The organism is Bacillus sp. LK2, from assembly GCF_001043575.1.
Lineage (GTDB): Bacteria > Bacillota > Bacilli > Bacillales > Bacillaceae_G > Bacillus_A > Bacillus_A paramycoides.
In genome coordinates this window covers 73379-97412 of the sequence record NZ_LDUK01000004.1, presented here as the reverse complement: position 1 = coordinate 97412, position 24034 = coordinate 73379, and the positions used below count along the sequence as shown (strand labels likewise).

24 protein-coding genes are annotated in these 24034 nt (G+C 34.6%); 10 read left to right on the top strand and 14 right to left on the bottom strand.

Translation table 11 applies throughout. From position 1 onward, the window contains the following. Positions 1–320: 320 nt before the first annotated feature. Both VK90_RS04440 and VK90_RS31045 read right to left on the bottom strand, forming a co-directional pair. A complete protein-coding gene (locus tag VK90_RS04440) occupies positions 321–659 on the bottom strand; it encodes a hypothetical protein (protein ID WP_048370842.1) in 339 nt (112 codons plus the stop codon). A 31-nt stretch (positions 660–690) separates the two neighbouring features. Then, positions 691–819 (bottom strand): hypothetical protein, encoded by a 129-nt coding sequence (locus VK90_RS31045; RefSeq protein WP_269431811.1) that lies wholly within the window; start codon positions 817–819, stop codon positions 691–693. A gap of 174 nt (positions 820–993) precedes the next feature. Between VK90_RS31045 and VK90_RS04435 the strand changes: the two genes are divergently transcribed. The 3 genes from VK90_RS04435 (at position 994) to VK90_RS04425 (ending at position 5431) form a co-directional block, all read left to right on the top strand. Beyond that, positions 994–2523, top strand: a complete 1530-nt coding sequence (locus VK90_RS04435) for a cardiolipin synthase (RefSeq protein WP_048370716.1) — start codon at positions 994–996, stop codon at positions 2521–2523. Positions 2524–2650: 127 nt separating this feature from the next. Beyond that, the gene (locus tag VK90_RS04430) at positions 2651–3544 is read left to right on the top strand and encodes an ATP-binding protein (protein ID WP_048370714.1); all 894 of its coding nucleotides are present in this window, start codon (positions 2651–2653) and stop codon (positions 3542–3544) included. A 3-nt stretch (positions 3545–3547) separates the two neighbouring features. Then, positions 3548–5431, top strand: a complete 1884-nt coding sequence (locus tag VK90_RS04425) for a vWA domain-containing protein (protein ID WP_002174840.1) — start codon at positions 3548–3550, stop codon at positions 5429–5431. 37 nt (positions 5432–5468) lie between these two features. On the opposite strand, the gene VK90_RS04420 is transcribed toward VK90_RS04425, so the two are convergent. From VK90_RS04420 to VK90_RS04410, 3 genes are all read right to left on the bottom strand, one after another. Next, positions 5469–5891 carry an NUDIX hydrolase gene (locus tag VK90_RS04420; RefSeq protein WP_048370712.1) on the bottom strand — a complete coding sequence of 141 codons (423 nt, stop codon included), beginning with the start codon at positions 5889–5891 and terminating at the stop codon, positions 5469–5471. Positions 5892–5954: 63 nt separating this feature from the next. Beyond that, positions 5955–6920, bottom strand: coding sequence for an L-threonine 3-dehydrogenase (locus VK90_RS04415; RefSeq protein ID WP_002174838.1), 966 nt, complete (start codon positions 6918–6920; stop codon positions 5955–5957). A 44-nt stretch (positions 6921–6964) separates the two neighbouring features. Further along, on the bottom strand, positions 6965–8155 hold the full coding sequence (locus VK90_RS04410; protein WP_002174837.1) for a glycine C-acetyltransferase: 1191 nt from the start codon (positions 8153–8155) through the stop codon (positions 6965–6967). Between the two features lie 213 nt (positions 8156–8368). Here VK90_RS04410 and VK90_RS04405 point away from each other — a divergent pair, with 213 nt between their 5' ends. Continuing rightward, positions 8369–9100: a class I SAM-dependent methyltransferase gene (locus VK90_RS04405; RefSeq protein ID WP_048370710.1), complete on the top strand. Its 732-nt coding sequence runs from the start codon at positions 8369–8371 to the stop codon at positions 9098–9100. 30 nt (positions 9101–9130) lie between these two features. On the opposite strand, the gene VK90_RS04400 is transcribed toward VK90_RS04405, so the two are convergent. Both VK90_RS04400 and VK90_RS30495 read right to left on the bottom strand, forming a co-directional pair. Further along, positions 9131–9952: an ABC transporter ATP-binding protein gene (locus tag VK90_RS04400; RefSeq protein ID WP_048370707.1), complete on the bottom strand. Its 822-nt coding sequence runs from the start codon at positions 9950–9952 to the stop codon at positions 9131–9133. A gap of 2 nt (positions 9953–9954) precedes the next feature. Next, the gene (locus VK90_RS30495) at positions 9955–10077 is read right to left on the bottom strand and encodes a hypothetical protein (protein WP_269431809.1); all 123 of its coding nucleotides are present in this window, start codon (positions 10075–10077) and stop codon (positions 9955–9957) included. A 702-nt stretch (positions 10078–10779) separates the two neighbouring features. Between VK90_RS30495 and VK90_RS04395 the strand changes: the two genes are divergently transcribed. Next, on the top strand, positions 10780–12129 hold the full coding sequence (locus tag VK90_RS04395) for a peptide MFS transporter (protein ID WP_048370705.1): 1350 nt from the start codon (positions 10780–10782) through the stop codon (positions 12127–12129). Between the two features lie 37 nt (positions 12130–12166). Here the strand turns inward: VK90_RS04395 and VK90_RS04390 are convergent, their stop codons facing one another. Beyond that, on the bottom strand, positions 12167–12346 hold the full coding sequence (locus VK90_RS04390; RefSeq protein ID WP_025149782.1) for an acid-soluble spore protein H: 180 nt from the start codon (positions 12344–12346) through the stop codon (positions 12167–12169). A 201-nt stretch (positions 12347–12547) separates the two neighbouring features. Then, positions 12548–12835: an ArsR/SmtB family transcription factor gene (locus VK90_RS04385; RefSeq protein WP_001075217.1), complete on the bottom strand. Its 288-nt coding sequence runs from the start codon at positions 12833–12835 to the stop codon at positions 12548–12550. A 386-nt stretch (positions 12836–13221) separates the two neighbouring features. On the opposite strand from VK90_RS04385, the gene VK90_RS04380 reads away from it, so the two are divergent. Continuing rightward, on the top strand, positions 13222–13761 hold the full coding sequence (locus VK90_RS04380; protein ID WP_331457078.1) for a TlpA disulfide reductase family protein: 540 nt from the start codon (positions 13222–13224) through the stop codon (positions 13759–13761). Between the two features lie 202 nt (positions 13762–13963). Then, positions 13964–15583 (top strand): lactate permease LctP family transporter, encoded by a 1620-nt coding sequence (locus VK90_RS04375; protein WP_048370699.1) that lies wholly within the window; start codon positions 13964–13966, stop codon positions 15581–15583. Positions 15584–15622: 39 nt separating this feature from the next. Here VK90_RS04375 and aspA read toward each other — a convergent pair whose 3' ends face one another. The 3 genes from aspA to gloA2 form a co-directional block, all read right to left on the bottom strand. Then, entirely contained in the window at positions 15623–17056 is a 1434-nt protein-coding gene (gene aspA / locus VK90_RS04370; protein ID WP_048370697.1) for an aspartate ammonia-lyase, read from the bottom strand. Between the two features lie 181 nt (positions 17057–17237). Further along, positions 17238–18536 (bottom strand): hemolysin family protein, encoded by a 1299-nt coding sequence (locus VK90_RS04365; RefSeq protein ID WP_048370695.1) that lies wholly within the window; start codon positions 18534–18536, stop codon positions 17238–17240. A 108-nt stretch (positions 18537–18644) separates the two neighbouring features. Further along, the gene (gloA2, locus tag VK90_RS04360) at positions 18645–19031 is read right to left on the bottom strand and encodes an SMU1112c/YaeR family gloxylase I-like metalloprotein (protein ID WP_048370840.1); all 387 of its coding nucleotides are present in this window, start codon (positions 19029–19031) and stop codon (positions 18645–18647) included. A gap of 91 nt (positions 19032–19122) precedes the next feature. Between gloA2 and VK90_RS04355 the strand changes: the two genes are divergently transcribed. The 3 genes from VK90_RS04355 to VK90_RS04345 all read left to right on the top strand — a co-directional run bounded on the left by VK90_RS04355 (position 19123) and on the right by VK90_RS04345 (position 22993). Then, positions 19123–20301, top strand: coding sequence for a NupC/NupG family nucleoside CNT transporter (locus VK90_RS04355; protein ID WP_048370693.1), 1179 nt, complete (start codon positions 19123–19125; stop codon positions 20299–20301). A 187-nt stretch (positions 20302–20488) separates the two neighbouring features. After that, on the top strand, positions 20489–21505 hold the full coding sequence (locus VK90_RS04350) for an LCP family glycopolymer transferase (protein ID WP_048370691.1): 1017 nt from the start codon (positions 20489–20491) through the stop codon (positions 21503–21505). Between the two features lie 234 nt (positions 21506–21739). Continuing rightward, complete coding sequence (locus tag VK90_RS04345) at positions 21740–22993, top strand: VanW family protein (RefSeq protein ID WP_048370689.1); 1254 nt, start codon at positions 21740–21742, stop codon at positions 22991–22993. A gap of 4 nt (positions 22994–22997) precedes the next feature. Here VK90_RS04345 and VK90_RS04340 read toward each other — a convergent pair whose 3' ends face one another. Further along, a complete protein-coding gene (locus tag VK90_RS04340) occupies positions 22998–23270 on the bottom strand; it encodes a hypothetical protein (RefSeq protein WP_025149774.1) in 273 nt (90 codons plus the stop codon). A 16-nt stretch (positions 23271–23286) separates the two neighbouring features. After that, on the bottom strand, positions 23287–23805 hold the full coding sequence (locus VK90_RS04335) for an RNase A-like domain-containing lipoprotein (RefSeq protein ID WP_048370687.1): 519 nt from the start codon (positions 23803–23805) through the stop codon (positions 23287–23289). Positions 23806–24034: the final 229 nt, after the last annotated feature.

Genomic DNA, 24034 nt, shown 5'->3' with positions numbered 1-24034 from the left:
TTCTTCTTACATTCTATTCATTTATAAAGTAAAAATTTAACCCCTACCACTTTCCGTTCCCTACTACTTATTAGCTGCCTATCACCTAACCCTATGCTTTCATGAATCATTGAGGTATAAATCTAACTACCTACAAATAGCAGAATTAATATTAAAACATAAAAATATATTCATTTATAAATATTATGTGTGTGGATTTATATCGGTATTTATTTTTTAATTACAATAATAAAATATTAACATATTTCCAGCTTATTTTTGGAAGTTTTTTTAAATAAATACATTATTAAACTAAAAAAGAGGATATCCTCTTTTTTAGTCTAATAATGCGGGTACGATGTTTGCTGATAAGCTGGATATGGTGTTGGGTACGGTGCAGGATAAGTTACCGGATATGGCGCTGGATAATATCCACCACTAGCTGTACTTGTTAATGCTCCAGCCGTAAGCCCTCCTAATACTCCACCTGCAAAACTTCCTGGAAAAAATCCTCCTCCTCCCCACGAGCCGCCACCCCAGCCCCATCCACCACCGTGATGATGGTGGTGATCATAATGGTTGTGTCCTCCGTGATAATTATGTCCGCCATGATGAGGATGATGCCCTCCACCCCCATGGTGATTACGATAATATCCGCCATCATTTCCTATATAGTTCATTTTGCTTCCTCTCCTTTTCAATTTCCCTACTTTAATATGTGCTGTATGAATAGTAAGGATACTGTTGATAATCCGTATAATATGGAGTATCTGAATAATATGGATGGCCATATCTGCCATGTCCGAAGCCTCCAACTGGACGGCTGTAAACTTTATTCATCCCCTTTTCTATATAAAAACGTAACAATATACTGTATGTAGGACAAATGCGGAAAGCATGGGGAAAATGTCTATATTTTGTAAAAAAAACAAAACACTTTATAATAAGAATGTCGGATTACACCTTTTATATAAGAAGTCTATATTTCAGAAAGATTAGAGGAATTTTATAGAAATGAAGAAACCTATCGTTCAATTATTATTAATATTTACAGTCGTATCTATCGTTCTTTTCTTGATAAATACATCGTATATTTCGGTATATACATTTGTCGGTGCTCTGTGGTCCATCACAATCATAGGAATTTCATTCGTTATTTTTATCGAAAACAGGTCTCCTCAAAGCACCTTAGCATGGTTTTTAGTATTAGTACTTCTCCCTTTTGTAGGTGTGCTTTTATACTCCGTTTTCGGGCGTAGCCGTTGGAGAAGAAAAAAACATCTCCATCGTTCAGAAGAACAAAGAAAATTATTCCGTGAAATTTTAGAAGGAAGACGACTAGAATTATCACTCACAGTTCCATTAAGTGAGCGTTCTACACATTTAACAGAAGTCGTACAAAAATTCGGAGGCGGTCCTGCCGCAGATAGAACGACTACAAAACTTTTAACAAACGGAGATCAAACATTTTCAGAAATTCTACAAGCCATCGAGCATGCAAAACATCATATACATATTCAATACTATATTTATAAATCCGATGAAATCGGCACAAAAGTTCGAGATGCTTTAATAAAAAAAGCAAAATCTGGGGTTATTGTACGCTTCCTTTATGATGGACTCGGAAGTAACACGTTAAGAAGACGATTTTTACAGCCTATGAAAGAAGCTGGAATTGAAATTGTAGAATTTGACCCTATTTTTTCAGCTTGGTTACTTGAAACGGTCAATTATCGTAACCATCGTAAAATTGTTATTGTAGATGGAGAAATTGGGTTTACTGGAGGACTCAACGTCGGTGACGAATATCTCGGCCGTTCAAAAAAATTTCCCGTTTGGCGTGATAGTCATTTAAAAATAGAAGGAAAAGCATTATATAAATTACAAGCAATCTTTCTAGAAGATTGGCTTTATGCCTCTAGTGGTTTGAATACGTATTCTTGGGATCAATTTATGAATAGACAATACTTCCCTGGTAAAGAAATTTCGAATGCAGAAGGTGCTGTTCAAATTGTAGCAAGTGGACCAAGCTCCGATGATAAAAGTATTCGTAATACATTACTAGCTGTTATGGGCTCTGCCAAAAAATCTATTTGGATCGCTACACCATACTTTATTCCAGATCAAGAAACTTTAACATTATTACGCTTAAGTGCAATATCCGGCATAGATGTACGCATTTTATATCCAGGTAAAAGTGATAGCATTATTAGTGATCAAGCATCTCAATCCTATTTCACTCCACTTTTAAAAGCTGGTGCTTCCATTTACAGTTATAAAGATGGTTTTATGCATGCGAAAATTGTACTCGTTGATGATAAGATCGCAACAATTGGAACAGCAAATATGGATGTACGTAGCTTTGAATTAAATTATGAAATTATTAGTGTACTTTATGAATCAGAAACCGTTCATGATATTAAGCACGATTTTGAAGAAGACTTTAAGCATTCCACTGAAATTAAATGGAACTCGTTCCAAAAAAGAAGTATCAAAAAACGAATATTAGAGTCTTTCATGCGACTCATTTCTCCTTTACTATAAGCAATCAATATAATATTGATTGCTTTTTCTTTTACATTTCCCCTCTCTCCTTTTCTTTGCATACCATATTAAAACAAGTTATCATAAGGTGTATTACTTTATGAAAATAATGTTAGGTGGGAAATACATGTTAGAACAATTTCATATACATGCTGATTTAAAACAACAGCTTTCAGCAATTCACGAAAAGAACAAACAAGAAGCTGGCGAAAATGCACATTTAATTGGAAGTAAAATATATAAAGCATCTGATAACAGCATCATTGAAGATGCAATTACAGCACTTCTTCTTGGTAAAAATATTCTATTAAAAGGACCAACTGGTAGTGGTAAAACAGTACTAGCGGAAACTCTTTCTTCTTTATTCCAAAAACCAATGCATAGCATTAACTGTTCTGTTGACTTAGATGTAGAAGGTATTTTAGGATACAACACATTACAAACAAAAGACGGCGCATCTGAAGTTACATTCGTTAACGGCCCTCTTATGAAAGCTATGAAGAACGGTCATTTCCTATATATTGATGAAATCAATATGGCAAAACCTGAAACATTGCCACTTCTTCACGGTGCGTTAGATTACCGTAAAATGATTACAAATCCATTTACACAAGAAGTTGTATACGGTGATGACGAGTATCGTGTAATCGCTGCGATTAATGAAGGTTACGTTGGGACAAGTGAGCTAAACGAAGCATTAAAAAACCGTTTCGTTATTATTGAAGTTCCTTACATTCAAGGTGAGACATTAAAAGAACTATTATTAGCAGAATCAAAATTAAAAGATACTGCAACAATTGAAAAGTTCGTTGCATTTGCAAGCGACCTTATGCCTTTAGCTCGTGATGGACGTGTAAGTGAAGAAGCAGCGAGTATTCGTGGTATTATCGACGCATGTGATCTAGGTGTATATATTCCTATTATGCGTGCAATTGAACGTAGCATTATCGCAAAATTAAATGATGAAACAGAACAAATGACTGTCCGTGAATTAGCAGAAAGTTATTTCTTTGAGGGATAATTCATGAGACAAATTTTTAGTGACAAAAAAATTGATGCGTCGCTGTTTTTGCAAATGGAAAACTTAATGTATGCCCTTCTAAAAGAAGACGATGCCTATCTTGAGTATGGCTACAAAGCATACTACGACGAAATTGAAAAAAAGGTTGTCATTAGTCACTTTTGGGATGATCGAAAAGAAGAGGATACAGTAATCGGATTAAAAAGCGAAGTGTTTTTAAAAGCACTTGGCAATAAACATTACTCGGACATGACTTTAATTCGCTCTTACGCAATCGAATTACAAGAATCTCCTCTAAAAAAGTTTTTAACACAATTATTTGTTCTATTAGAAGATTTACGTGTCGAGGAAATCGTCAAAAGTTTACGTCCTGGCACAAAGCATATTTTTAAGCGCCGAAAAGAAATGTACCGCAATTACTTTGGCTCACAAAATGAAATAAATCGCGTTCGTAACTATCACGGTGATCGTCTATTTTGTCTATGCTATCTTTCATTAACGAGCGATAAATATGAAATGTTTAATAATGAATATTTTGAGCAAATTGAAACGATTTTACATGAAACATTCCAAACTCGTAATACGGAAGATATTATGTATATTGTTGAAAAAATTCGTTATCGCCTAGAAAGTCTTCTTGAAACTGATATGATTAACAACTATTTCGGACATGCTCCGCTTTATTTATCTGTTATTGCAGATGAAAAGAACTGCCGCGTCGAAGAATTAGCAAATGATGATACGCAGCTCATAGATGATGACGATAATAAAAACAAAATGGATGAAAGCTTCTCCACATGGCATCGTGAAAATAAAAATAACGAAAACGAGAACTTTTTACGCTTCGAATTAGAAAGCGGCACAAAAACAAACATGATGGGTGATACGGCTCGCGAATCAGAAGATGGTGATCAAGCACTTGGTTCTGTACAAGGTACTTCTCAAAAAAGTACGCAATCTAACTTCGATGGTGCTGATACAGAAGAAGCAAGAGCATCTCACGCTTCTAGTCAGAACGAAGGCGTATACGGCAAATATAATGTGGGAGCTTCTCATACATTTAAAGAAGCACGTAAACCAAACCCTGACGAGAAAAAAGATTATCAAGCCATCAAATCAGTTGTTAATAAAGATGTAAAAGAATTAAAGAAAATTATCGAAAAAACAATTGAAAATAAAACGAATGCAAATAGTGATAAATATTACGGAAGACTTCGTAAAAAATTCCTTCGTATTTATACAGAAAAACAACCACGCATGTTTTATAAAAAGGGACAAGAATCTCAAGAACTTGACGTTGCATTCCAACTATTAGTTGACTGCTCTGGCTCTATGTATAACAAAATGGAAGAAACGAAAAAGAGTGTTGTACTATTCCATGAAGCTTTAAAATCTTTAAAAATCCCGCACGCTATTAGCGGATTTTGGGAAGATGCTTCTAGTGCTAAACCTGAAGATAAACCGAACGTTATCCATGAGGTTGTGACGTATAAAAACTCAACGTTACCAAACGTCGGTCCAGAAATTATGCAGCTTCGTGAAGAAGAAGATAACCGTGACGGGTATATTATTCGTATCGTTTCTGAAAAGCTTGCGAAGAGACCAGAAAAGCATAAATTCTTACTTGTCTTTACAGATGGTGAACCTTCTGCACTAGACTATCAACAAGACGGAATTTTAGATACACATGAAGCTGTCAAACTCGCTCGTAAAAGTGGAATGGAAGTAATCGGCATATTCATCGAAGAAGGCGAAGCGAAAGAAGCAACGTATCAATTGATGAAAAACATTTATAACCATCACTTCTTAGTTGCAAATCATGCTGAAGATTTACGCCTGAAGATTAAACCATTATTGAAAAAGCTATTACTGAAGACGATTGAATAGAAAACAGGAGCCTGGTGGCTCCTGTTTTTTCGTTCACTTACTTTGTTTCTGGTTGAAACTTGTATGGAATGGCTACTTCTACTAATGATTCGAATCCTCCATCATAGTATGGGAATCGCTCATTCGCGATTTTTCTATCCACCCACTCAATTGCTGAAATTTCTCCTTCATCTTCTGCACCAAGTTCACCTGTTATCACTTTCGCTCTGAATGTAAAAAATAGTGCATGATTCCCCGATTCTTCAAAGAACTTCTCATTGATCGCAACAAGTCCTCCTGGCTCAACTGTTAATCCTGTCTCTTCTTTCACTTCTCTTACTAGTGCTTGCTCTAACGTTTCACCTTTTTCAACAGCACCACCTGGTAGTGACCAAACATTTTGTTCTACATTATGTACCATTAATATTTTATCTCTTTTTTCGTCATGTATTAGTGCATATACGACATCAACTCTTTGCATGTTGCTCTTTTCTCTCCTCTCAAAAAGAACGAAGAGCCAATTCCTAAGAATCGGCTCTTCCTATTAATTCATCACTAACTCAGCTGTGAGCTTTTTTTTTAACTTCGCCAACATATCAGTTGTCATTTTGTCTAAATCGTATTCTGCTTTAAAGCCCCACTCTTTCATTGCTGCTGTTGCATCAATAGAATTTGGCCAGCTATCAGCGATTGTTTGACGAGCTGGATCTACAGCGTAGTCCATTGTAAAGCTCGGAATGTGTTTACGAATTGATGCCGCGATTTGCTCTGGCTCAAAGCTCATTGCTGTAATGTTGAACGCATTTCTATGCACTAGTTTACTTGGATCAGCTTCCATTAATGAAATGATCGCTTGCAAAGCATCCGGCATATACATCATATCCATGTACGTTCCTTCAGCAATGTATGAGGTGTATGCACCTTTTTTAATCGCCTCATAATAAATTTCAACTGCATAATCAGTCGTTCCGCCACCTGGAGGAGCTACATAAGAAATTAAACCTGGGAAACGTACGCCGCGCGTATCAACGCCAAACTTTTGATGATAATAATCACATAGTAATTCTCCTGCTACTTTGTTTACCCCATACATCGTAGTAGGACGCTGAATTGTATCTTGTGGTGTATTATCTTTTGGCGTTGATGGACCGAATGCACCGATAGAACTTGGCGTGAAAAACTTACAGTTTAATTCACGTGCTGCTTCTAATGCATTTACAAGTCCGCCCATATTTAAATTCCAAGCAAATAACGGATTTTTTTCTGCTGTTGCTGAAAGTAAAGCCGCTAAATGAATAACTGTATCCACTTCATTACGCTTTGCAATATCATGTAATTTTTGTCCATCTGTTACATCTAACGTTTCAAATGGACCTGACTTTACTACATCGCTATCTGTTTCACGAATATCTGTTGCAATAACATTTGATGCACCGTATACATCACGAAGTTTCATTACAAGTTCAGAACCAATTTGCCCTAAAGAACCGGTTACTAGAATTTTTTTCATTTTCCCCACTCCTCATTTGCAAGCTATTCAAAAGATGCCGTTACTTAAATGATTCCCATTTCTTTCCCTACTTTTTCATACTTACGAATTGCTTCATCTAACATTTCTTTCGTATGGGCTGCTGTAGGCATATTACGAACGCGTCCTGTTCCTTTTGCTACAGTTGGGAACACGATAGATTTTGCGTATACGCCTTCTTCATTTAGACGTTTACTAAATTCTTGTGTTAATACTTCGTCACCAATAATACAAGGTGTAATTGGTGTTTCGCTTTCTCCAATGTTAAAGCCAAGTTCTTTTAACCCTTGTTTTAAATAGCGACCATTTTCCCATAAACGATCGTGCAACTCTGTGCTTTCCATTAAGATTTCAATTGATCTCATACAAGCAGCTGCATCAGCTGGTGTTAAAGCTGTCGAGAATAAGAATGGACGTGAACGTACTTTTAACCAGTCAATTAAGTTTTGTTTCCCTGCTACATATCCACCAATTACCCCAATTGCTTTTGATAATGTACCAATTTGGAAATCAACTTTATCAGAAAGGCCGAAATGTTTTACAGTGCCTGCACCTTTACCAAGTACACCTGAACCGTGTGCATCATCTACATATGTCATTAAATCCAGCTCTTCTGCAATTTCAACAATTTCTGGTAATTTCGCAATATCTCCATCCATTGAGAAGACACCATCTGTAATAACCATTAATTTATTGTAAAGACCTGATTCTTTTGCCTCGATTGCTTTTTTACGTAAATCTTCCATATCAGAATGCTTATAAACGATGATTTTCGCTCTTGATAGACGACTACCATCAATAATAGATGCGTGGTTTAATTCATCTGAAAGAATCGCATCATTTTTATCCATAACAGCTGAAATCGCTGCCATATTACAATTAAATCCTGATTGATAAGCAATCGCTGCTTCTGTATGTTTAAACTTTGCAATTGTTTCTTCCAATTTAATATGCAAATCTAAAGTACCGTTAATTGTACGAACAGCTCCTGCTCCAACGCCATACTTATGAATTGCACCAATTGCTGCTTCTTGTAAACGATTATCAGTCGCTAATCCAAGATAGTTGTTTGAAGATAAGTTAATATATTCTTTTCCGCCAATTGTAATGATTGGTCCATTTGGACTTTCAAGCGGATCAATTACGTTATAAAGCCCCTTTGATTTCAAATCCTCTAAATTTTCTTCTAAAAATTTTGCAAGTGTTTTACTAGACATCGTGAAGCCTCCCATCGTTCATGTAAGCGAATTATTGTCTTAATAGTTCTAATAATCCCTCTACTAGCTTAACACGTTTTCAGAATTTATTATAGAAAAATAGTTTAAAGAAACCGCTTACAATTTTAGATTATATATGATTCGTTACAAGAAATCTATCATTTACTTTTCATATTTGATAGAATAAAAAAAATATTTAGGAGGGTTTCAAACATGGCATTTACAGAATCTGATGTATATAATAACGAAGCATTTTTTGAGCAATATATGAAACGAAGATACCGAGAAAATAGCCCCAATGAATCTATTGAAAAACCAGTATTCTTTCAGCTCATTGGTAATGTACAAGGAAAACAAACTCTCGATTTAGGCTGTGGTGACGCTAAATTCGGTGTCGAGTTATTAGAGAATGGCTGCCAATCTTACACCGGTATTGAAGGCTCTCAACTTATGTATGAAAAGGCTAGAAAACAACTAGAAAATAAAAATGGCACCGTTCATTTTTTAAACCTCAAAGACTACACATACCCTCCTTCTACTTTTGATTTAGTAACATCTAGACTCGCTTTCCATTACATTGAACATCTTGATATTATTTTTCAAAATGTATACCAAACTTTAAAACCAAATGGAACTTTTACCTTTAGCGTTCAACACCCTGTTATTACATCTTCATTTGAAAGTTTGCGAACGAGTGGTAAAAGAACTAGCTGGCTCGTCGATGACTATTTTAAAACAGGGAAACGAGTTGAGCCGTGGATTGATCAAGAAGTTATTAAATATCATCGTACAACTGAACAATATTTCACGTTATTACAAAAAGCAGGATTTACAATTACAAACTTAAAAGAAGCTTCACCAAATCGAAACTGTTTTCAGAGTAAAGAAGAATACGAACGCCGCTTACGTATTCCCCTCTTTCTATTATTTTCTTGTAAAAAATAAAAAAACGATGAGTCATTCATCGTTTTTTCGTTATCTCATCGCCTGAACAGCTTCTTTAACTATACGTCTTCCTCTTCCATGCGGGATACAGAGTGGTGTCCCAAATAACGGATCAGTGCTTATTTGACACTCCATACGGAATACATCACGAACCAACTTCTGATCAACAACTTCTTCTGGTTTACCTTGCGCATATATTTGTTTATCTTGAATGGCTACAATGTTATCTGCATAACGACATGCCAAATTCAAATCGTGCAATACCATAACAATCGTTCTTTGCTCTGTTTCGTTTAATTCAAATAATAAATCCAACACTTCAATTTGGTGAGTCATATCTAAATATGTAGTCGGCTCATCCAATAAAATAATATCGGTATCTTGTGCCAGAGTCATTGCAATCCAAGCGCGTTGACGTTGCCCACCTGAAAGAGCATGAACATCACGCTCAGCAAATTCTGTCATACCTGTTGCTGCAAGTGCCTTCTGTACCATTTCCTCATCTTTTTCTGACCATTGCTTTAACCAAGTTTGATATGGATATCGCCCTTGCTTTACAAGTTGCAATACTGTAAGTCCTTCGGGCGCTTGTGGCCCTTGCGGTAAGATTGCCATTTGACGAGCAATTTGCTTCGTTTGCATACTTTGAATCGCTTGATTATCTAACAAAATGTCACCGGTTGTTGGCTTTAATAATCTAGCTAGTGAACGTAATAAAGTTGATTTTCCACAACCGTTAGAACCGATAAAGATTGTAATTTCCCCTTTTGGAATTTCTAAATTCAACTCATCAATAATAATTGTTTCGCCATAAGACAGTGTCAAGCGTTTCGTCTCCAATGCTTTTTGCATATTCATCTCCCTTTATGAATTCCCATTTTTATAAAGTAAATAAAATACTGCGCACCAATCGCTGATGTAAATACACCTGCTGGAATTTGTAGTAACGTAAAGAATGTATGTCCAATTAAATCCACGACAAGTACTCAATCTATAGCCACACTTAAACGCCTTGGCAGACGCACATTTTGAATAATAATCTGTTCATTAGCACCATTAAAATAATACTTACAAAAATACAAATACAAACTGCAATGATTCAAAAAAATAAACCAATCCATTTTGCTTCACTTTTTATAATATGCAGTGCTTTTCCTTCAATATAATGATACGTTTTTAGTGTATTTCAACTTAATTCTCGTTGTCAATGATAATGAGAATTACTTTCATTTCCTTCTATTAATAATTAATCGCTGCGAACTTACTACTCGGTTACATTAAAAAACGCTTTATTAAATAACATTCTCTAACTAGCCCCCTCTTCTTGGGGCTAGTTGTTTTTCTTTCACTGAAATGTCACATTATTTCATTTTGTATTTTTATTCCCAATATGTTATATTATAAAAGTAAATAAAATGTATTTTCTTTATATCAGAATAGATGTTTTAATCTAAATTTTCTGATTAATCACTATTTTATTTTCTTTTAGAATTCAAATACTACATTTGAAAACGCTTATTATATAGTTTTCAGGGAAAAATACAATAACGGTTGAAGAAAAAATGAATTATTTCAGAAATTTTCTTTCTATTTCCATATAATTCTATTGACTTCTAAATATTTTGTAAATTAAAATGATTACATAAATATCCGTTATACAGGATTAGGGGGAAACAAAAATGGATGCAGCTTTAAAATTAGACAAAGCTGGAGAGCAACAATCACCAAAAAAACATCCACCAGGATTATATTTGTTGTTCTTTACAGAGGCATGGGAAAGATTTAGTTATTACGGAATGCGTGGCTTATTAGTTCTTTATTTAACAACGAGCTTAGTAAGCGGCGGTTTAGGCTTTGATAAAGCAGCTGCTGTACAGATTTACGGTCTTTTCACAATGTTTGTATACTTCACACCGATTATCGGTGGTTGGTTAACTGACCATTTCATTACGAAACGACATGCCATTACTATTGGCGGTATCATTATGGCACTTGGTAACTTTGTACTATTTTCAATGAACACTAAAACTGGACTATTCTTAGGATTAGGATTATTAGTTATTGGTAACGGATTCTTCAAACCAAACATTTCGACTTTATTAGGTCAATTATATAGCGACAACGATTCTCGTCGTGATAGTGCTTTCACTATCTTCTACATGGGAATTAACTTAGGAGCTTTTGTTGCTCCATTCATTTGCGGTTATTTCGCAGATTATAAATATGGATTCTTAACAGCTTGTATCGGTATGATCATTGGTCAGATTGCATTTAATTTATTAGCACCTCGTTACTTAGGATCTATCGGAACAACTGTTGTCGGAAAACAATCTAAAGAAAAAAATGCAAAAGTAATTGAGAAAAAGCCTTTAACAACACAAGAGAAAAAACGTACAGTTGCAATTTTAATTTTAACTTGTTTCGTTGTATTCTTCTGGGCAGGATTTGAACAAGCAGGTAGTTCTTTAACACTTTATACAGATAAATTCGTAGATCGTACAATTGGTGGATTTACAATTCCAACACCTTGGTTCCAATCTGTAAACCCATTATTCATTATCTTATTAGCATTACCTGTTTCTGCATTATGGATTAAGCTTTCAAAAACAAAAAATGGTGATTTAAAAATCCCAACAAAAATGGCATTAGGTATGATTTTACTAGGGGTTGGATATTTAGTTCTAACTTTAGCTGTTTTAAAAACTGGTAGCGATGAAAGTCATATTACAATGAAAGCAAACTTACTGTTCATTGTTTTCACTTACATGTTCCATACAATTGGTGAATTATTCTTATCACCGATTGGATTATCTATGGTAAGTGCAATCGCTCCTGTTAAATTAGCTTCTTTATTAATGGGTGTATGGTTAGCTGGTACTGGATGTGCAAACTTATTAGCAGGACAATTAGCTGCTTTCACTCAATCTTTAGGATATTTAGAAGTATTCGCAAGTATCGGTATTATCGTAATCGTGCTAGGATTAGTACTTCTTATGTTCTCTAAGAAAATTGCACATATGATGGAATAACAAAAAGACGCTTCTAAAATTAGAAGCGTCTTTTCTATTACTTCTCTTCTAAAGCCGTCACATCCACGTGAACACTTTCTTCAGGATTAGATACATCATACACTTGAGCAATTCCCCTCTGCTCGTCACAGCTCTCAATCCATACTGGTACTCCCTCATATGTAACATCAATTCTACTTGAAGAAGATAATATCTGTTTCACACGTTTTACATCCATACTGTTATTCCTCCTTTTACTTATTGCACTCCTTTCTATCTTTTCATTTCCCTTTGGAATATATTCCGTAAAGTAACACTTTGATCGGTAGCCTTTTCCCCCACGTACTAATATTTACTCTCTCAAGCGTTACCATTATTATTTACTTCAAATAAAAAAAGACGTATATTTCACACGTCTTTCTTCCATAATATTCAAAAATTAAGAAAATAATGTTTTTACTACTTCACTTACTTTATCGTTATGAATTTGATAATACACTTCTAACCCGCGTCTCTCAAAGCGCACTACTTTATTTTGCTTTAATTTCGTTAAATGCTGTGAAACAGTTGATTGTGGGATTTCTAATACTTCTTGTAATTGTGTTACATTACATGTTCCACGTTGCATTAGTTCCATTACTAGACGTAGACGAAGTGGATGAGCTAATGCTCTTAACATCTGTACGTCTTCTTCTGAAATACGACAGTCAAATTGATTTTGGTTCATAAAGTTCCCCTCATTTTCGTTTTTATTTTCTTATTATTTATTTATATATCTGTTCTTATATTTCCTGTTACGACATAACTTTATCAACCTATAATGCTGAAAAATTTTTCCTCCTTTTATCAGCACACAGTTCTGGAAAAAATCCCTGCTGATTTTGAATATTATACTATATGATATAAAGAAAAAGCAAAACAAAGGGATAGTAGTACTTTGCTTGCAAATGTTGATTTATCAGCCTTTTTGTTATATTTTCACCTTACTGAAATGTACAGTAATGATATTGTAAAATACCGTCCATAATTGATAACCTATCGTAAAGTAATTTGACCATATTTAACCTCTTTGTTACGATAAAAAGGAAATTTAAGTAAGGAGGAGGATGTAATATTAAAAAGTGGTTTATTGTTATTTTCATTAGTATTGCAATTGGCTGGACTATTATCCATAACTTCCTATTAGACAAAAAAGAAGATATAAATTCAGAATCAAACATTCCCATTGGAACTGAAATTGGTAATATCGCCCCTAATTTCCTCCTAGAAACAACAAATGGTCAAGAAGTTCATCTTACAGACTATAGAGGAAAAAAAGTAATATTGAACTTTTGGGCAAGTTGGTGTGGTCCATGCAAAATAGAAATGCCTGATATGGAAAAGTTTTATCATGATACAAAGGATAAAGGGATTGAAATTGTCGCTGTAAATGCCACAGCTACTGAAAAAGATCCGAGTAATGTAAAACAATTTCTTAAAGAAAACAAATACACTTTCCCCGTCCTATTAGATCAGAAAGGACAAGCAGGTGCCGCATATCAAATCATCAGCATTCCAACATCTTTTATTATTGATACAAAAGGTGTCATTCAATATAAGCATGTAGGACCAATGACATATGAAAAAATGAAAGAATATGCAAATAATTTATAAAAGCGTACTCAAATCGATTTGAGTACGCTTTTTGTCTACTTTATGAACAAATTTTACTTTTAACACTATTATGGAATAATTATACTTTTTTACGTTGACAATAGTGTTGAAGGAGAATATACTAAGCATGTAAGTTGATTGTGAATAGTTTCACAAATAATGTGAATTTCTTCACATATAATAGATAGGAGTTGTCATTATTATGAGTACTTGGACACAAATTTATGACCCATTAAACAATATTTGGTTATCTGCACTAATCGCAGCACTTCCAATTTTCTGCTTCATCATTTGTTTAGTGGGATTCAAAATGAAAGGTTACATCGCTGGTCTTTACAGTGTAATTATTGCTATTATCCTTGCAATATTTGTTTATAAAATGCCTGCAACTGCAGCAGTAGCATCTGCCGGATTCGGGGTTTTATCTGGATTTTATCCAATTTGTACTATCGTTATCGCAGCTATCTTCCTTTACAAATTAACTGTTAAAACAGAACAATTCAATGTCATTCGTGATAGCATTTCAAGTATTACAAATGATCAACGTTTACAAGTATTATTAATCGCTTATTCTTTCGGTGCTTTCTTAGAAGGCGCAGCTGGTTTCGGTGTTCCAGTTGCTATTACAGCTGCATTACTTGTAGGTATGGGCTTTAATCCATTAAAAGCAGCAGGTATTTGCTTAGTAGCTAATATCGCTGGTGGTGCTATGGGTGCTATGGGTATTCCAGTTACAGTACCTGCACAATTAACTGGGCTAGATGCATTAACTGTCGGTCGTCAAGCAGTTTACATTTTGCCATTCATTAGCGTTATTTTACCGTTCTTACTTGTTTCAATGGTCGATGGAATTAAAGGTATTAAAGAAACTTGGCAAGGTATTCTTGTAAGTGGTGTTTCTTTCGCAATTACTCAGTTCCTTGTAACTTACTTCTTAGGCGCTGAACTTACTAATATTTTCGCAGCAGTCGTAAGTATGGTCGCTCTTGCATTATTCTTACGTGTTTGGCAACCAAAATCTTCTGCTAAAGAAGAAAAACAAGAAGAAAAAGAATCTCATACATTCAATCAAATTTTATATGCTTGGTCTCCATTCGTATTCTTAACTGCATTTGTAACAATCTTTAATTTAAAACCAATTAAAGCTTTATTTGCTCCGAATGGTCCATTGGCAAACTTAGTATTTAACATTCAATTCCCTGGTCTTCATAATCAAGTTATAAAAACTGCACCAATCACAAAAGCTGATACACCTTTCGCAGCTATTTTCAAACTAGATGTATTCTCTTCTACAACTACTGCGATTGTATTAGCAATTATCGTTTCACTTATCGTCTACCGTGTAAACGGCAAAATGATCAAAGAATTAATGATTGAAACAATAAAAGAATTAAAAGTTCCAGTATATACAATTTGTAGCGTTATCGCTTTAGCTTATGTAGAGAACTACTCTGGTATGTCATCTACACTTGGACTTGCATTCTCTTCTACTGGAAATGCATTCCCTATTCTTTCTCCAATCTTAGGATGGATTGGCGTATTCATTACAGGTTCAGTAGTATCTAGTGGTTCACTATTCGCACCACTTCAAGCAGTAACTGCAGACCAATTAAACATCGTTCCATCTACTCTCGTTTCATTAAACGTAGTTGGTGGTACAATAGCAAAAATGGTTTCACCACAATCCGTAGCAGTTGCTTGTGCGGCAGTTGGACTAGTTGGTAAAGAATCTGCTCTATTTAAAATAGTGATGAAATATAGTTTAATCTTCTTAGCTATTATTAGCTTACTTCAATTAAATTCTGTATTTAATATCTTTTAAAAATAAAACACCGATCCAAACGGATCGGTGTTTTTTACATTACATTTTTTTATTCTTTAATAAAGAAGCTCCAGCAATTTCAGGATGCGTCATTTCATATGGATCCAAAATAATATCCAATTCTTCAGCTGTCAGTACACCATGTTCTAAACATAACTCCCTAACAGATTTTCCTGTTTCAATTGCTTCACGTGCAATACGAGATGCTGCTTCATAGCCAATATGAGGATTAACCGCTGTAATAATCCCAACACTTTTCTCAACATATTGCTTCAGCAACTCTTCATTCGCTGTAATTCCTTTAATACAATATTCACGGAATACACGGAATCCGTTATTCATAATACTGATAGATTGAATTAAATTAAATACAAGTACAGGCTCCATTACGTTTAACTCTAATTGTCCTGCTTCTGACGCTAAGCAAATTGTATGATCGTTTCCGATTACTTGGAAAGCGACTTGGTTAATTACTTCTGCCATAACTGGATTTACTTTACCTGGCATAATAGATGAACCCGGCTGACGAGCTGGTAATTGAATCTCAGCCAATCCAACACGTGGACCAGATGCCATAATGCGAAGATCGTTTGCAATTTTAGACATATTCATCATACATACTTTTAGCGCTGCAGATACTTCTGTGTATGCATCTGTATTTTGCGTTGCATCAACTAAGTGCTCTGCACCAACAAGTGGGAATCCACTAAATGTTCGTAAATGTTTTACCACTTGTTCAATGTAAGTAGGATTTGCATTTAATCCTGTGCCAACAGCTGTCGCTCCCATATTCACTTCATATAAATGTTGACGAGACTGTTTAATTCTTTTTATATCACGCTCAAGCACTCGGCTATACGCTTCAAATTCTTGTCCCAGACGAATTGGAACTGCATCTTGCAAATGTGTACGTCCCATTTTAATTACGTGATCAAACTCTTTTGCCTTATCACGAAAAGCAGAATGAAGTTCTTCCATTGTAACAAGTAGTTCTTTTAGCATCATAAGAGTTGCAATATGAATCCCCGTTGGGAACGCATCATTTGTCGATTGTGCCATGTTCACATGAGTATTTGGGCTAATTTTCGTATACTCACCTTTTTCATATCCCATGCGCTCTAGCGCTCTGTTAGCAATGACTTCATTTGTATTCATATTAATTGAAGTCCCTGCCCCGCCCTGAATCGGATCTACGATAAACTGATCATGGAACTTTCCATCAACAATCTCTTGTGCAGCTTCTGCAATTTCTTGTCCGACATCTTTAGCTAAATATCCTGTGTCCATATTTGCGAGTGCCGCCGCTTTTTTCACAATTGCCATCGCTGTAATGAGTGACGGATGAATGCGATACCCTGTAATCGGAAAGTTCTCTACAGCACGTAACGTTTGTACGCCGTAATAAGCTACATTCGGTACTTCCTTTTCACCTAAAAAATCTTTTTCGATACGTATATCCTTCGTTGCTATCATTTTTCATCACCTATACTTTTCATTCTAAATCCTTATTTGAAAATTCCCCCTATAAAAATACTAGTATTATAAGAAGAATTCTTCATCATCCACCTTCACTATATAGCACCTTTTTTGAAAGCGCAAACATTTAATTTTCTATATATCCCTTTTATTAAAGGCTACATGATAGAAAGCCCATTCATTCCTCTATCTTCTTTATTTCCACTCGCTTAATTTGATGCATATCCTTTTCAAGAACTTTGAACTGAATGCCATGTTTCTCAATAATGTCCCCCTCAGCAACGATTTGCTTTTGCATCATAATCCAACCACCAATTGTATCAACATCATCCGCGACTAGATGTATACCAAATAAATCATTTACTTCGCTAATAAGTACTTTCCCCTCTACGATTTTACATACTTCACTTATATGTTCTATAGGTGGAGCCTCATCTTCATCGTATTCATCTCGGATTTCTCCAACAATTTCCTCTAAGATATCTTCTAGTGTGACAATCCCTGCTGTACCACCATATTCATCATATAATACAGCTAGTGGTATTCGCCTTCTTTGCATTTGTAATAATAAATCATGAATCGGGATATTTTCTAACACTTCAATAACCGGCCGTGTATACGGTGTAATTGAGCACTCTTCATCTCGATTCCCATCCATATAACGAATAAATAAGTCCTTTACATTAACCATCCCAATAATTTCATCTTTATCTTCACCAAGTACAGGATATCTCGTGTACTTTTCTTGTGCGATTACTTTAATATGTGTCTCAAATGGCTCATCCTCATATAGACCAACAACTTCAGTACGAGGTACCATAATTTCCTTTGCTACTCTATTATCGAATTCAAAGATGTTATTTACATATTTAAATTCTGTTTGATTAATCTCACCACTCTCATAACTTTCAGATAAGATTAATCTTAGTTCCTCTTCTGAATGCGCTACTTCATGTTCAGAAGCAGGATGTAAGCCAAATAAGCCTGTCACAAGTCGGGCAGAGCCATTTAAAGTCCATATAAATGGATACATAACCCGGTAAAAATAAATAAGCGGTTGTGCTAATAATAAACTAACTTGCTCTGCTTTTTGGATAGCGAACGTCTTTGGAGCAAGTTCACCAATGACAACATGTAAAAATGTAATAACTGCAAATGCAATAATAAATGAAATCGTACTTGCAATTGCGGAAGATAGATGCATTTTAAAAAACAGTGGTTCGAGTAAATGTTTAATCGTCGGCTCTCCTAACCACCCAAGCCCTAAAGCAGTAATCGTAATACCTAGCTGACATGCCGATAAATATTCATCTAAATTTGAAGTTACTTTTTTAGCTGCTAATGCTCCTCGTCTTTTTTCAATAACAAGTTGATCGATACGACTGCTACGTACCTTTATAATTGCAAATTCTATAGCAACAAAGAAACCTGTTAATGCTATAAGAATAGCTACCATCAATAATTTTAAAATATCCACGTATGTCCTTTAGCTTTCTTAGCTAAAGTTACACCTCCTTTAAAAAAGAAGTTTCACTTTAGTTTCTTCATTTACTTGAAAGCAACCCCATATAAAATTCACCAATTTTCAGCTTTCATACAGTTCTAATGGTAAACTGTCGGGGTCTTGGAAAAAGACGAATTTTTTTCCCGTTATTTCATCAACACGTATCAATTCTGTCTCAACCCCGCATTGATTTAAATGTGTAACAGCTTCTTCTATATCAGTAACAGCAAAGGCTAAATGTCTAAGTCCAGCGGCCTCTGGAAAGCTTTGACGCTTCGGTGGACTTTGGAATGAAAATAATTCAATTTGATACTCTTCTCCTACACATAAATCTAACTTATAAGAATTTCGTTCCTTTCTGTATACTTCATTTATCGCTTTAAAACCTAATATTCTCGTATAAAAATCCTTTGACACTTCATAATTCGAACAAATAATTGCAACGTGATGTACTCTACATATGTTCATGATTCTTTTATTCCTCTCTTTACTAAACATGCATATTCTCCCTTTAATTGAAAAACATATATATCAGAATATCTCTTTTAGGGGGCTTATTATGAAATTTATCACTTTTTTCGTCGGACTTATCGTTATTTTTTTCCTTGCCTATATTGCTAGTAACAATAAAAAACATATTAAATTCAAACCAATTTTCATCATGCTTATTATACAGTTAATTTTAACCTATTTATTATTAAATACAGAAATCGGCCTCGTACTTATTACGATAATTTCTAATTTATTTACAAAGTTACTCGACTACGCTGCATCCGGTATAAACTTTGTATTTGGCGGTCTTGCAAACAAAGGAGAAATGCCATTTTTCCTTAACGTGTTATTACCGATTGTCTTTATTTCCGTCTTAATTGGTATATTACAACATTTCAAAATACTGCCATTCTTTATTCATTGGATTGGTTTCTTTCTCAGTAAAATAAATGGTCTTGGGAAATTAGAATCTTACAATGCCATCGCTTCTGCTATTGTCGGTCAATCAGAAGTTTTTATTACGGTAAAAAAACAATTAGCTCAAATCCCAAAACATCGACTTTATACACTTTGCGCCTCTGCTATGTCCACAGTATCTATGTCCATTGTCGGTGCCTATATGACGATGATTGAACCAAAATATGTAGTAACCGCACTCGTTCTCAATTTATTTAGCGGTTTTATTATCGTACTCATTATTAACCCCTATGACGTTAACGATGATGAAGATATTTTGGAAATAAAAGGTGAAAAGCAAAGCTTTTTTGAAATGCTTGGAGAATACATCCTCGATGGTTTTCGCGTAGCAATTGTCGTCGGCGCTATGCTTATTGGATTCGTCGCATTAATGAGTTGCATTAATGACCTATTCCTCGTTATATTCGGCATTACTTTCCAACAACTAATAGGTTATGTATTCGCTCCAATCGCATTCCTTATCGGCGTACCAAGTTCTGAAATTGTCACAGCTGGTAGCATTATGGCAACAAAGCTTGTAACAAATGAATTCGTAGCAATGATGGATCTTAGCAAAATTTCCAGTACTCTCTCTATCCGTACAGTTGGTATTATTTCTGTCTTCCTCGTTTCTTTTGCCAACTTCTCTTCTATTGGAATTATCTCAGGTGCGGTAAAAGGGTTAAACGAAGAACAAGGAAATGTCGTTGCCCGATTTGGTCTAAAATTATTATACGGAGCTACTCTTGTTAGTATTTTATCTGCGATTATTGTAAGTATTATGCTGTAATTAGGTAAAATTTTATCATTTTCTTATTCTTATCTTTTGTATACAATAACGAATAGGTGTCTTATAAATAATCAAGACATCTATTTTTTATACATGTACAATCCCTTTTATTTAGCGTACAATATTTTTTTATGTGTTTTAATACGCTTCTAGATGTATACACTTTGATTGTTTTAAAGGAGAAAAAATGATGAAATCCGACATGAACAAAGAAACTCGAGCCACAAAAGGGCGTTCAAAGAAAAAACGCCTACTTTGGTTCATTCTTATTCCATTACTTATTGTAGCAATGGGAGCAGGAGGTTACTCCTTCCACATATATAGTAAAGCAAAATCCGTCTTAAGCAACGCCTATTCTGAATTGGGCCGAGGAGATAAATCCAGCAAACGTGAAAAAGCTGTTAAACCTATGACTGACAATATTTCTGTTCTTATCATGGGTGTAGATGAAAGTGATATCAGGGAAAAAGATTACGGAAAAGCAACTCGTACGGACGCTTTATTACTTGCAACAATTAATAAAAATGATAAATCCGTTAAGCTTGTCAGCATTCCACGTGACTCACGTGTTTACATTAAATCACGTGATAAATATGATAAAATTACACATGCACACGTATTTGGTGGTGTAGACAGTACAATTGATACAGTGGAAAATTTTTTAGATGTCCCAGTGGATTACTATGTAAAATTTAATTTCAAATCCTTTATCAATATTGTTGATTCCCTTGGAGGTATTACTGTCGACGTTCCAGTTGAGTTCACAGAACAAAATAGTAGCGACGAAGCAAATGCTATTCACCTCAAAAAAGGACGCCAACATTTAAATGGAGAAGAAGCACTTGCACTAGCTAGAACTCGTCATATTGATAGTGATTATATGCGTGGTCAACGACAACAACTTGTTTTGGAAGCTATTGCCGAAAAAGCACTATCGCTCAATTCCATTAATAAAATCGGAAGCTTATTAGATGCTGTCGATAACGACTTAAAAACAAATTTAGCTTTTGATGATATGATGGCTATTGCCAAAAATTCAATGGATTCAAAATTAAAAATGGATAAGCTACAAGTAGAAGGTACTGATAAATATATAGGTGGTATTTATTATTACGTTCCGAACGAAAAAAGCGTTCAGGATATATCGACAACACTACAAGAACATCTTGGTGTTACGAATAAAAATGAGCATAATAAATTATAATAAAAAGGCTGCTAGATTTTTCTAAGCAGCCTTTTTATTATAACTTTCAACATATTTCGCATGCATATTGTGACAAAAAGAGACAATTATTACAACAGTGTAACGTTTTTTATGAAAACATTACACACACAGTAAAAATAATAGTATACTAGTACATACATAATGTTATTTTCATCATTTTTATACAAAAAATGTAATACATATATTTATACATAAATTTCTGGGGGGAAATAAATGAAGCTAAGCAAAATACTAATCGGCTCCGCTATTGCTGGTGGCATATTACTTTGTGTAGGTGGCGTTGGTGGATATCAATATGTATCCAAACTAAATAATCAATTAGATACAACTGCACTACCAAACACTACATTTGAAGGTATTTCTCTTGATGGAAAAAATAAAGCAGATATACAAGAAATTGTTAATCAAAAGGTGAATGAATTAAATCAAAAATCTCTTAACTACACATTCCAAAACGATAAACAAACTTACACATGGAAAGATTTAGGAATCGATTATAAAGAGAAAGATATTGTCGACAAAATCTTTAAAGAACAAGAAGGAACCGTAATGAATCGTTACAAAATGCGCAAGCAAGCTGAAAATGGGGAAATAAAACGCGACTATAAATTAACACCACAATTAAATACAACAGCTTATGAAGCCTTTATAAAAGATAAATATAATGAAACATTAAAAAATCCTGTTAATGCAGAATTAAGTGTGGAAGGTTCAACAGTAAATATTAGTCAAAGTCAAAATGGGGAAAAAATTGATAAAGGAAAATTAACTGATTTAACGAAGCAAGCTATTACTACTGGTAAATCAGATGTTTTATTACCGGTTACACTAATAAAACCAGAACGGTCTACAGAAGATATACAGAAAATGGGGATTAAAGAAGTCATTGCTGAATATTCTACTCCAATGGCTGGCCGTAATGGAAGTCAATCTTTTAACGTAAATAAGTCAGCTAATACTTTAAGTGGAGCTATTGTAGCACCTGATGAAACATTTAGTTTTAACGGACGCGTTGGCGTAACTGATGCTGCACATGGGTATAAATCCGCAGCTGTATACTTGCAAGGTAAAGTTATACAAAGTGCTGGCGGGGGAGTTTGCCAAGTAAGTAGCACATTATATAGCGCAGCTTTAAGAGCTGACTTAGGAATTGTAGCTCGAAGCAACCATTCTATGCCTGTACATTACTTACCACTTGGCCAAGATGCAGCAGTGGCAGATTATGGACCTGATTTAAAATTTAAAAACAATACTGGGAATTATATTTACATTCAAGCCTTTTCAAATGGAGGTAGTATTACTGCACGCATTTTCGGTACAGCTACTGGGAAAGATGTGGACGTTTCTTCTAAAGTGATTAGTGAGACTGGCGATAAAATTACGGCTGTGACATATAAAAAAGTAACACAAAACGGTGAAGTAATCTCAAATGGACAAATTTCAAAAAGCGTATATAAAAAGACGTGATTACTCACGCCTTTTTCTTTTGCAATAATAGTATAAAACTTTCAAGATGATCTTTCGTTTCTTCTAAAGACCACATACGATTCCCTTGCTTCGCAGCTAGTACGCAGGCTTCTTCCCACGCGTTCTTTTTCTTCATATATAATAATTCGTCTCGTAATTTCGAAACAATTTCTTCTTCTTCTTGTTCTAAAAACTCTTCCATCACACTTACTATTTCATTCTCATGGATGCTTAACGTACAATACGATTTGAGAAAGTATTGTAATGTCGTATACATGTTTACTCCCCCCTTCTTATTTGTCAGATGGATAAGAAGTAACAATCTTAAATCCTAATTCCCCTGACTTATCTCTCGCTAAAACAGTTACAGTCTTTACTAGTTTGTCTTTTACACTCATATTTTTCTTTATTACCGTTTTTCCAACCGGGAATGAATGAGTTGTATTCAATACAAGACGAGCTTCTTTAGAGTTTTTTAACCAGTCCTGAATTTCTTTATCATGTTGTTTTAAACTATCTTTCACAGCCTTTGTCGCTGTTTCCTTATCATAGTATGTACTTGCCGCTGAAACTTTATCTGTCTTCAAACGATTCTTCAAATCCTCTTCTGATTTGCCTACATGCCTTTCAATCGTATGACCATTTTTAGGTGGCCCTTCCATTTCATCTAAAATATTATCACTAATTTTCTCTACTGACGTAGCTTGATTCCCTGTTTGTTTCTCTGTTTTTTGTTCTTTTCCTGCACATCCACTTAAGATCAGCATGAATGCCAATAAACTACTCAAGAAAAGACTGCTTATTCGTTTCATCATATCACCTCTTCCATGATTATTATCGTAACTTCATTAAAAGTCAATTTCGCATAGAAAAAACATGCAAATTTTAAATATCTACACTTATTTCTATACATACTAAACCACATCTTTACTACACAATTGTACTTTTTTACAATTTCTCATTCATTTTCTAAACTCACTGGCCTAATTTCATCAAATCCAACGTTTTTGCACTTTTTTAAAATATACCCCACTAAATTTA